The following is an 8,792-nucleotide window of genomic DNA, read 5'->3' as shown; positions in this document are numbered from 1 at the left end:
GTCCGGAACGGGGGTGCCGACCGGCTGCCAGGACTGGCCGTGGCCGGCCGCCTGCCATCCGGTTCCCGCCGGCGCGGGCGGACCGTCCGGCACCGGCCGATCGGCTGGTACCGGAGGATCCGACGGGGTCATACCAGGTTCGGGAACCACAGCGCGATCTCGCGGGCCGCGGACGCGGTGGAGTCGGACGCGTGCACCACGTTCGCCTGATTCGACAGCGACAGGTCACCCCGGATCGTCCCGGGAGCGGCCAGCCGGCCGTCGGTGGCGCCGTTGAGGGTGCGGACGGCGTCGATGGCCGAATCCCCGTCGAGGATCAGGGCGACCAGCGGGCCGGCGGTGATGAACTCACGCAGCGAGGGGTACCAGGGCTGCTCGACGTGCTCGGCGTAGTGCAGGTCGGCCATCGCCGCGTCGATCACCCGCTGCTCCAGCGCGACGATCCGCAGGCCCTTGGTCTCGTACCGGGACAGGATGGCCCCGACCAGCCCGCGACGCACCGCGTCCGGCTTGATGATCACGAAAGTCCGCTCGCTCATGGTCGCCCACCCTACCGGCGCCGACCCGGAGCGTCGCACCGTCCACGGACGCCGGACGGCGAGCACGGACGTGCCGACGGCGGACGGGTGTGGGACGCCGATCCGGTGGTGCAGGTCGGCGAGCTACCGGCGGCACGGGACGGCGCTCAGCCGGCGGTCTTGGCGGCCTCCAGCCGGCGTCCCAGCAGGAAGCTGATCACGAACAGCAGCAGGAACATGGCCCCCACCGCGAACATCATGCTGACCGCGAAGCCGAGCGCGACACAGGCCAGTTGGGCGACCCAGGCCAGCACCCAGCCGTACCCCTTGCGCAGCGTTCCGGACGCCGCCAGGCAGAGCAGCAACGCCGCCCCGCCGAGCCCGAAGGCCAGGCCGACCGAGGCGTCCGCGACCTGGATCATGCCGGGAATCGCCAGTCCGCAGCAGATCGCCTCGAAGATCAGGATCGACATCAGCACCCGGTTCATCGGGTTGGTCGGCACCAGCTTCATCGGCTCTCCTCCCGGACCAGCAGGGCGCGGGCCTGCCCGGCCGCGATCACCGATCCGGCGATCAGGACGCCGGCGCCCGCCCCGGCCTCGTCGGCCAGCCCGACCGCGACGTCGATGGCGTCGGCCATCGCCGGCGCCACCCGAACCCGCTCGGGACCGACGATCTCGGCGGCGCGTTCGGCCAGCGCCTCGGCCGACAGCGCCCGGCCGGTGCCGGCGACGGTGGTGCAGACGATGGTGGTCATCTCCTCGGCGAAGACCTCCAGCAGGCCGGTGACGTCCTTGTCGGCCATCACCGCGACCACCCCGATCAGCGGGGTGAAGGCGAAGGCCTCGGTCACCGCGGCGATCGTCGCCCGGGCGCCGTGCGGGTTGTGGCAGGTGTCCAGCACCACGGTCGGGGACCGCCGGACGATCTCCAGCCGGGCCGGGGCGACCACCGCGGCGAGGGCTTCGGCGATGATGTCGGGAGCCAGCGGCTTGCCGCCCAGGAAGGCCTCCACCGCGGCCACCGCCACAGCGGCGTTGCGCGCCATGTGCTCACCGAACAGCGGCAGCAGCAGGTCGCCGACCGGGCCGCCGGCGCTGTCGATCCGGAGCACCTGGCCGCCGACCGCCGGGGTCCGCTCCAGCAGGCCGAACTCGACGCCTTCGCGGTAGACCCTGGCGCCCACGTCCGCGCAGCGTTCGATCAGCACCGCGGCCGCCTCGGGCTGCTGGGCGGCCAGCACCACCTGTGCGCCGGGCTTGATGATCCCGGCCTTCTCGGCGGCGATCTCGGCCAGCGAATCGCCGAGCAGATGGGTGTGGTCGTAGTCGATCGGGCAGATCACGGCGACCTGGGCGTCCATCACGTTGGTGGCGTCGGTGACGCCGCCGAGCCCGACCTCGACCACCGCCACGTCCACCGGCGCCTCGGCGAAGGCGGCGTAGGCCAGCGCGGTCATCACCTCGAAGAAGGTCATCGACACCCCGTCGATGGCCTGGGCGTCCACGATGTCGATCAGCGGCTGGGTCTGGGCGACCAGCTCGTCGAAGGCGTCCGCGCTCATCGGCTCGCCGTCGATGCTGATCCGTTCGGTGAGATCGATCAGGTGCGGACTGGTGTAGCGGCCGGTGCGCAGGCCAAGGGCGCGCAGCAGGGCGTCGATCATGATCGCGGTGCTGCCCTTGCCGTTGGTGCCGGCGATCTGGATCACCGGGTAGGCCCGTTGCGGCGAACCCAGCAGCTCGCACAGCGCCTCGACCCGCGCGGTTCCGGGCGCGATCCGGTGTTCGGGCCAGCGGGAGATCAGGCGCTGGGCGATCTCGTGGTGTGTCTCGGGCATGGTGCGCCCAGCCTAGTGGTGCCGTCCCCCGCCGAGGCTCTCCCCCGCCCCCTCCCATCGCTCGCCTAACTATTTCGGGCGCGCGGAGTTCAGCGAGCCCGAAATAGTTAGGCGAGCGGCAGACAGGGTGGGGCAGGGCGGGACGACCGAGCCAGCCTCAGATAACAACCGAGCCAGACCCAGATAGTTGATCGTTTGACGGCGGGTATACTTCGGCCCATGCCGCTCACGCTCCCCGGACGTCCCTGGGTGCGCTGGGCCAGCTTCGCCGCGCGGCAGATCCTGGGCTGGACGCTGATCGTCGCCGGGGCGATGAAACTGCCCTGGCCGGAGGCGTCCGTGCAGGCCGTCCGGGCCTACCAGTTGCTGCCGTTCGAGATCACCCGTCCGGTCGGCTATGCGCTGCCGGTGCTCGAGGTGGCGATCGGTCTGCTGCTGGTGATCGGCCTGTTCACCCGGGTCGCCGCCTGGGCCGGCGCGGCCGTCATGGTCGCCTTCATCATCGGCATCTCCTGGGTGTGGGCGCACGGCATCTCGATCGACTGCGGCTGCTTCGGCGGCGGCGGCGAGGTCGAGAACGGCATCGCCCAGTACCCCTGGGAGATCGCCCGCGACGTCGGCCTGCTCATCTGCGGGGCGTGGGCCGCGATCTCACCCGGGTCGCCGCTCGCGGTCGACACCCGGCTCTTCGGCAGCCATGACGGCAGCGCCGACCTCACCAACGAACTCGAGGAGTCCCAAGCATGAGTGAAAGCCGTCGCGAAGCGCTGCGCCGCCAGCAGCAGGCCCAGGCGCGAGCCAAGCGGACGCAACGCATCGTGATCGTCGGCGCGATCGTGCTCGCCGTGATCGTGGTCGGCGTCTTCGGCGCCATCTTCCTCAGCCAGCTCAACAAGGGCGGCGCGGTCGCGTCCGCTGCGACCCCGCCCAATGCCACCGCCGACCGCAGCGGGATCGTGGTCAACCCGGGCAAGGCAACCCAGGGCGCACCCAAGGTGGAGATCTTCCTCGACTACCAGTGCCCGGTCTGCAAGCAGTTCGAGGACACCTTCGGCACCACCCTGGAGGACATGGCCAGTAAGGGCGAGATCGAACTCGTCTACCGGACGATGACCTTCCTGGACAACAACCTGCACAACGACTCCTCGCTGAAGGCCGGCATCGCCGCCGCCTGCTCGGACGCCTCCGGCAAGTACGCCGCCTACCACGACGCGATCTTCGCCAGCCAGCCGGAGCAGGAGGGCACCGGCTACACCACCCAGCAGTTGCGGGTCGACTTCCCGGCCGCGGCCGGCATCACCGGCGACGCCCTGTCCGCCTTCCAGAACTGCTACGACAGCCGGGCCACCCAGGCCTTCGTGCAGGGCACCGACGAAGCGGCCGCGAAGGCCACGGTGACCTCGACCCCGACGATCATGGTGAACGGCACCAAGCTCGACAACAACAAGGTCTTCCAGGGCACCGCCGAGGCGTTCCGGCAGCAGATCCTCTCCACCAAGGCCAATGGCTAACGCCACCCGGCGGGAGCGGCTGCGGGCCGCCCAGCAGGCTCAGCAGCGCCGTCGTCGCACCCGGATGATGGCGGCCGTCGGGGTCGGCGTCGGCGCCGTGCTCGCCATCGGCGTGATGATCTGGCTCGCCATCGGCGGCTCCGGCAACGGCCAGCCGGCAGCCAACCGGCCACCGAACGCCACCGCGGCCGGCGACGGGATCGTCAGCAACCCCGGCAAGGCCGCCGCCGGCGCACCGGTGGTGAACGTCTACTCCGACTACCTGTGCAGCCACTGCGTGCAGTTCGAGGACACCTTCGGCTTCGCGCTCAGCGACCTGGCCAGCCGGGGCGAGATCCAGCTGATCGCCAACACCAAGGTGTTCCTGGACCGCGGCAACAACGAGGGGCTGTCCCACAAGGCCGCGATGGCCGCCTCCTGCGCCGATGTGGCCGGGGTCTACGACGCGTACCGCCAGGGCATCTTCGCCGCGGCCGCCTCCGGCCCGTACACCGACGACCTGTTCCGGGTGCAGCTGCCGCAGCGCACCGGGATCGCCGGCGACGCGCTGACCCGCTTCCAATCCTGCTACGACAACAAGACGATGCTGAGCTGGGTGAACGGGGTCGAGGAGGCATCCAGCAAGGCCGGGGTGAACTCGACGCCGGCGATGAAGATCAACGGCAAGGACGTCGACCTGGGCACCCTGCCGGACGACGCCAGCAAGCTGAAGCAGTTCATCCTGGACGCCGCCAAGGCCTGATCGGGCATCCTCAGCCGACACCGGCGACGACCAGCGCGGCGAGCGCCAGCACCAGGCACGACGGACCCATCGTCCAGCGCTCCGCCGGGCTCCGCGAGGCCAGGTTGGCCGCGGCGCTGAGGACGAAGTAGCCGAACACCGCCCAGGCCGCGGGATGCGCCCAGGCGGCTCCGCCGGAGCCCAGCACGCCGGCACGGCAGAGCAACACCGCGGCGATCGCCGCGTACAGCAACGGCGCACAGGCACTGGCGATCCGCCAACGCGCCGGCAGCACGCCCGGATGCCGGCCGCCCCAGGCGAACCGGCCCCAAGGGGCTCCGGCCGCCAGGCAGAGCTGGACGATCGCCAGCGCGCCCAGCAGCCCCGCGGCGACCCAGGCCGCCGTCATCGCCATCACTCGCCCACCCCGTCCCGGAGCTCTTCCAGCCAGTCGTTCATCAGCCGGTGGGCGCGCAGCCCGTAGTCCAGGGTGGCCCGCTGATAGGCGAGCAACTCCCGCCGCTCGCCGGCGGCGTCCAGGTCGCCCGTCTCGTCCCAGAGGCGGCGCAGTCCGGCGGTCTGCCGCTGCGCCAGCGAGCCGATCTCGTCCAGCACGGTTCGCCGGTCGGAGGCCGGCAGCCGGCCCAGCAGGAAGATCTTGGCCAGCGCCGTCGTCTCGGCGTCCACGCCGGCCCGGATCGGCTCCAGCATCCAGGTCCGCCAGCGCGTCCGGCCCCGGTCGGTGACCGAGTACAGCTTCTTCCCACGGGCGTCTCCCGGGGCTTCCGCGACCGTGACCGAACCGTCGGCCGCCAGCGTCCGCAGCGCCCGCTGCAGGCTGCCGAAACTGGCGCTGTAGAACAGCGAGATGCCGGAGGCGAACCGCTTGTGCACCTCGTAGAGCGACAGCGGGCCGCCGAGCAGCAGGCCCAGGATCACGAACTGCATCCGCCCTCCAATATCCCTCAAAGAGATATTATCCCCGATTGTCGAACCGCGCCCGGCCCGGTCGGCAGGACGGCACCGGCTCCGATTCGTGGCGGTGCCGCGCACTTTCGTAAGATGCAGCCCATGACCGCGACATCCCGCCCGACCGTGCCCGCTTCCAGCCCGCAACCGGGTCGGGTCGTAGCGGTGCCCGATCGTCCGGCGCTGGAGGGGCTGGAGGCCAAATGGGCCGCCACCTGGGCCGACGACGGCACCTACACCTTCGTCCGGCCGGCCTCGCGCGAGCAGGTGTTCTCGATCGACACTCCCCCGCCCACGGTGTCCGGATCGCTGCACGTCGGTCACGTGTTCAGCTTCACCCACACCGACCTGGTGGCCCGCTACCAGCGGATGCAGGGAAAGCACGTCTTCTACCCGATGGGCTGGGACGACAACGGCCTGCCCACCGAGCGCCGGGTGCAGAACTTCTACGGCGTCCGCTGCGACCCGTCGATCCCCTACGACCCCGACTTCACCCCGCCGGCCAAGCCGGATCCGAAGCGGCAGGTGCCGATCAGCCGGATGAACTTCATCGAGCTGTGCCACCAGCTGACCGCGGTGGACGAGCAGGCCTTCGAGAACCTGTGGCGGACGCTGGGGCTGAGCGTCGACTGGGACAACCACCTCTACGCGACGATCTCCTCCGACGCCATCCGGGTCTCGCAGCGCGCCTTCCTGCGCAACTGCGCGCGCGGCGAGGCCTATCTCGCCGAGGCGCCGACGGTCTGGGACGTCACCTTCCAGACCGCGGTGGCGCAGGCCGAACAAGAGGCCCGCGACTACCCCGGTCACTACCACCGGGTGGCCTTCCATCGTCCCGACGGCGAGAAGGTCTACATCGAGACCACCCGGCCCGAGCTGCTGCCCAGCGTCTGCGCGCTGATCGCCCATCCCGACGACGCGCGCTACACCCACCTGTTCGGCACGACGGTGACCTCGCCGGTCTTCGGCGTCGAGATCCCGGTGCTGGCGCACCACGCCGCCGAGCCCGACAAGGGTGCCGGCATCGCGATGTGCTGCACCTTCGGCGACGCCACCGACGTGCAGTGGTGGCGCGAGCTGCAGCTGCCCACCCGCACCGTGATCCAGCGCGACGGACGGCTGGCCCGGGAGACCCCGGAGTGGCTGACCGACCCCGCGCCGTACGCGGAGCTGGCCGGCAAGACGCCGTTCTCGGCGCGGGCCGCGATGGTCGAGCTGCTGCGCGAGTCCGGCGACCTGGACGGCGAGCCGACCAAGACCACCCGGAAGGCGAATTTCTACGAGAAGGGCGACAAGCCGCTGGAGATCGTCTCCACCCGGCAGTGGTACATCCGCAATGGCGGCCGCGACGAGGAGTTGAAGCAGGCCCTGCTGGCCCGCGGCGACGAGCTGCAGTGGGTGCCCGATCACATGCGGCATCGCTACGCCAACTGGGTGAACGGCCTGAACGGCGACTGGCTGATCAGCCGGCAGCGGTTCTTCGGCGTCCCGTTCCCGGTCTGGTACCCGGTGGACGCCGACGGCGAGCCCGACCACGGGCGTCCGATCTTCGCCGCCGAGGACTCGCTGCCGGTCGATCCGTCCTCGGACGTCCCGCCCGGCTACACCGCCGAGCAGCGTGGCGTGCCCGGCGGCTTCGTCGGCGATCCGGACATCATGGACACCTGGGCGACCTCGTCGCTGACCCCGCAGATCGCCTGCCGCTGGGACTCCGACCCCGAGCTGTGGAATCTGACCTTCCCGATGGACTTCGCCCCGGAGGCGCACGACATCATCCGCACCTGGGTGTTCAGCCGGGTGGTGCGGGCCCACTTCGAGGAGCATGTGGCGCCGTGGAAGACGGTGGCCATCTCGGGCTTCGTGGTCGACCCGGACCGCAAGAAGATGAGCAAGTCGGTGGGCAACACGATCGTGCCGACCGACATCCTGGAGCGGTTCGGCGCGGACGCCGTCCGCTGGCGCGCCGCGATGGCCCGTCCGGGGATGGACTCGCCGTTCGACGAGACCGGCATGAAGGTCGGACGCCGGCTGGCGATGAAAGTGCTCAACGCGTCCAAATTCGTGCTCGGCATGGGCGACGGCCTGGTCGGACCGGAGGCCATCACCGAGGCCGTGGATCTGTCCATGCTGGCCGGCCTGCGTCAGGTCGTGGTGCGCGCCACCGACTCGTTCGAGGCATTCGACTACAGCACCGCGTTGGAGGTCGCCGAGCGGTTCTTCTGGTCGTTCTGCGACGACTACCTGGAGCTGGTCAAGGAACGCGCCTACGGCGCCCAGGGTCCGGACGCCGCGGCGTCCGCCCGTGCCGCGCTGCAGTTGGCGCTCACCATCCAGCTGCGGCTGTTCGCGCCGTTCATGCCCTACGTGACCGAAGAGGTGTGGTCCTGGTGGCAGCAGGGCTCGGTGCACGTCAGCCCGTGGCCGGTGCCCGAGGAGATTCCGGCGGGCGGCGATCCGGCCCTGTTGAGCGATGTCGCCGAGGTGCTGATGGGCATCCGCGGGGCCAAGTCGACGGCCAAGGTGTCGATGAAGACCGAGGCCTCCGCCGCCACCGTCACCGGGCCGCAGCAGTCGCTGGACCGGCTGGCGCCGGTGCTGGCCGACCTCAAGGCGGTGGGCCGGGTGGTCGGCGACATCGCCACCGAGGTCGGCGAGGCCCCGCTGCGTGTCGATGTGACGTTGGTGAACCAGTGAACCGGGCCTCCCGGATGCTGACCGGGTTCGCCCTGGCCGGGCTGCTGCTGACCGGCTGCAGCACCGGTGCGCCACGCAACACGGCCGGTCAGGTCACCGCCTCGGCGTCGGTGGACCCGTTCCAGATCACGGTCGGCGACTGCACCGGACCGATGGCCGAGGGCGACATCGAGAGCCTGCAGGTGGCACCCTGCGACACCGCGCACAACTTCGAGGCCTACGCCACCACCGAACTGACCGGTAGCGAGTACCCGGGTGATCCGGAGTTGAAGAAGCAGGCGGACAAATTCTGCTCGGCAGAGTTCCGCAGCTTCGTCGGGCTGGCCGCCAAGGACTCCCGCTACGACATGTTCTACCTCTACCCCGTCCAGGACTCCTGGGCGATCGGCGACCGGGAGGTGCTCTGCCTCGCCGGCTCCACCAAGGGCGGCATCAAGGGCAGCCTGAAGGGCGTCGCCAAGTAGCCGGCGTCCCCTCTGCCTCCCCACCGCTCGCCTAACTATTTCGGGCTCGCTGAGTTCAGCGAGCCCGAAATAGTT

General features: G+C 70.5%; 10 protein-coding genes. 5 read left to right on the top strand and 5 right to left on the bottom strand.

The annotated features are described in order from the left end of the window. Nucleotides 1–128: 128 nt before the first annotated feature. From ndk to QM582_RS02875, 3 genes are all read right to left on the bottom strand, one after another. Nucleotides 129–539 (bottom strand): nucleoside-diphosphate kinase, encoded by a 411-nt coding sequence (ndk, locus tag QM582_RS02885; RefSeq protein WP_415081579.1) that lies wholly within the window; start codon nucleotides 537–539, stop codon nucleotides 129–131. 146 nt (nucleotides 540–685) lie between these two features. Next, nucleotides 686–1,030 (bottom strand): DUF4233 domain-containing protein, encoded by a 345-nt coding sequence (locus tag QM582_RS02880; protein WP_415081578.1) that lies wholly within the window; start codon nucleotides 1,028–1,030, stop codon nucleotides 686–688. After that, nucleotides 1,027–2,358 carry a bifunctional folylpolyglutamate synthase/dihydrofolate synthase gene (locus QM582_RS02875; protein WP_415081577.1) on the bottom strand — a complete coding sequence of 444 codons (1,332 nt, stop codon included), beginning with the start codon at nucleotides 2,356–2,358 and terminating at the stop codon, nucleotides 1,027–1,029. The genes QM582_RS02880 and QM582_RS02875 overlap by 4 nt, the downstream gene beginning before the upstream one ends. 219 nt (nucleotides 2,359–2,577) lie before the next feature. On the opposite strand from QM582_RS02875, the gene QM582_RS02870 reads away from it, so the two are divergent. From QM582_RS02870 to QM582_RS02860, 3 genes are read left to right on the top strand one after another with little or no spacing between them, the layout of a single operon-like run. Continuing rightward, the gene (locus tag QM582_RS02870) at nucleotides 2,578–3,105 is read left to right on the top strand and encodes a MauE/DoxX family redox-associated membrane protein (protein WP_415081576.1); all 528 of its coding nucleotides are present in this window, start codon (nucleotides 2,578–2,580) and stop codon (nucleotides 3,103–3,105) included. Then, complete coding sequence (locus QM582_RS02865; protein WP_415081574.1) at nucleotides 3,102–3,869, top strand: DsbA family protein; 768 nt, start codon at nucleotides 3,102–3,104, stop codon at nucleotides 3,867–3,869. The genes QM582_RS02870 and QM582_RS02865 overlap by 4 nt, the downstream gene beginning before the upstream one ends. After that, on the top strand, nucleotides 3,862–4,611 hold the full coding sequence (locus tag QM582_RS02860; protein ID WP_415081572.1) for a DsbA family protein: 750 nt from the start codon (nucleotides 3,862–3,864) through the stop codon (nucleotides 4,609–4,611). Before QM582_RS02865 ends, QM582_RS02860 begins: the two co-directional genes overlap by 8 nt. Nucleotides 4,612–4,621: 10 nt before the next feature. On the opposite strand, the gene QM582_RS02855 is transcribed toward QM582_RS02860, so the two are convergent. Continuing rightward, nucleotides 4,622–5,005: a hypothetical protein gene (locus QM582_RS02855; protein WP_415081570.1), complete on the bottom strand. Its 384-nt coding sequence runs from the start codon at nucleotides 5,003–5,005 to the stop codon at nucleotides 4,622–4,624. Further along, nucleotides 5,005–5,538, bottom strand: a complete 534-nt coding sequence (locus QM582_RS02850; protein WP_415081568.1) for a helix-turn-helix transcriptional regulator — start codon at nucleotides 5,536–5,538, stop codon at nucleotides 5,005–5,007. Before QM582_RS02850 ends, QM582_RS02855 begins: the two co-directional genes overlap by 1 nt. 123 nt (nucleotides 5,539–5,661) lie before the next feature. Here QM582_RS02850 and valS point away from each other — a divergent pair, with 123 nt between their 5' ends. Both valS and QM582_RS02840 read left to right on the top strand, forming a co-directional pair. Continuing rightward, nucleotides 5,662–8,253, top strand: a complete 2,592-nt coding sequence (gene valS / locus QM582_RS02845) for a valine--tRNA ligase (RefSeq protein ID WP_415081566.1) — start codon at nucleotides 5,662–5,664, stop codon at nucleotides 8,251–8,253. Beyond that, nucleotides 8,250–8,717 (top strand): septum formation family protein, encoded by a 468-nt coding sequence (locus QM582_RS02840; RefSeq protein WP_415081565.1) that lies wholly within the window; start codon nucleotides 8,250–8,252, stop codon nucleotides 8,715–8,717. The genes valS and QM582_RS02840 overlap by 4 nt, the downstream gene beginning before the upstream one ends. The last annotated feature ends 75 nt before the right edge of the window (nucleotides 8,718–8,792 follow it).

Origin of the sequence: Micropruina sp. (genome assembly GCF_047607385.1) — a bacterium.
Lineage (GTDB): Bacteria > Actinomycetota > Actinomycetes > Propionibacteriales > Propionibacteriaceae > Micropruina.
Note: the sequence above shows the minus strand (reverse complement) of the source record. Positions and strands in the feature narration are given on the sequence as shown.

Excerpts from the sequence above, each read along its gene's own strand:
- ndk (WP_415081579.1), bottom strand. The coding sequence starts at position 539 with ATGAGCGAGCGGACTTTCGTGATCATCAAGCCGGACGCGGTGCGTCGC.
- QM582_RS02880 (WP_415081578.1), bottom strand. The coding sequence starts at position 1,030 with ATGAAGCTGGTGCCGACCAACCCGATGAACCGGGTGCTGATGTCGATC.
- QM582_RS02875 (WP_415081577.1), bottom strand. The coding sequence starts at position 2,358 with ATGCCCGAGACACACCACGAGATCGCCCAGCGCCTGATCTCCCGCTGG.
- QM582_RS02870 (WP_415081576.1), top strand. The coding sequence starts at position 2,578 with ATGCCGCTCACGCTCCCCGGACGTCCCTGGGTGCGCTGGGCCAGCTTC.
- QM582_RS02865 (WP_415081574.1), top strand. The coding sequence starts at position 3,102 with ATGAGTGAAAGCCGTCGCGAAGCGCTGCGCCGCCAGCAGCAGGCCCAG.
- QM582_RS02860 (WP_415081572.1), top strand. The coding sequence starts at position 3,862 with ATGGCTAACGCCACCCGGCGGGAGCGGCTGCGGGCCGCCCAGCAGGCT.
- QM582_RS02855 (WP_415081570.1), bottom strand. The coding sequence starts at position 5,005 with ATGGCGATGACGGCGGCCTGGGTCGCCGCGGGGCTGCTGGGCGCGCTG.
- QM582_RS02850 (WP_415081568.1), bottom strand. The coding sequence starts at position 5,538 with ATGCAGTTCGTGATCCTGGGCCTGCTGCTCGGCGGCCCGCTGTCGCTC.
- valS (WP_415081566.1), top strand. The coding sequence starts at position 5,662 with ATGACCGCGACATCCCGCCCGACCGTGCCCGCTTCCAGCCCGCAACCG.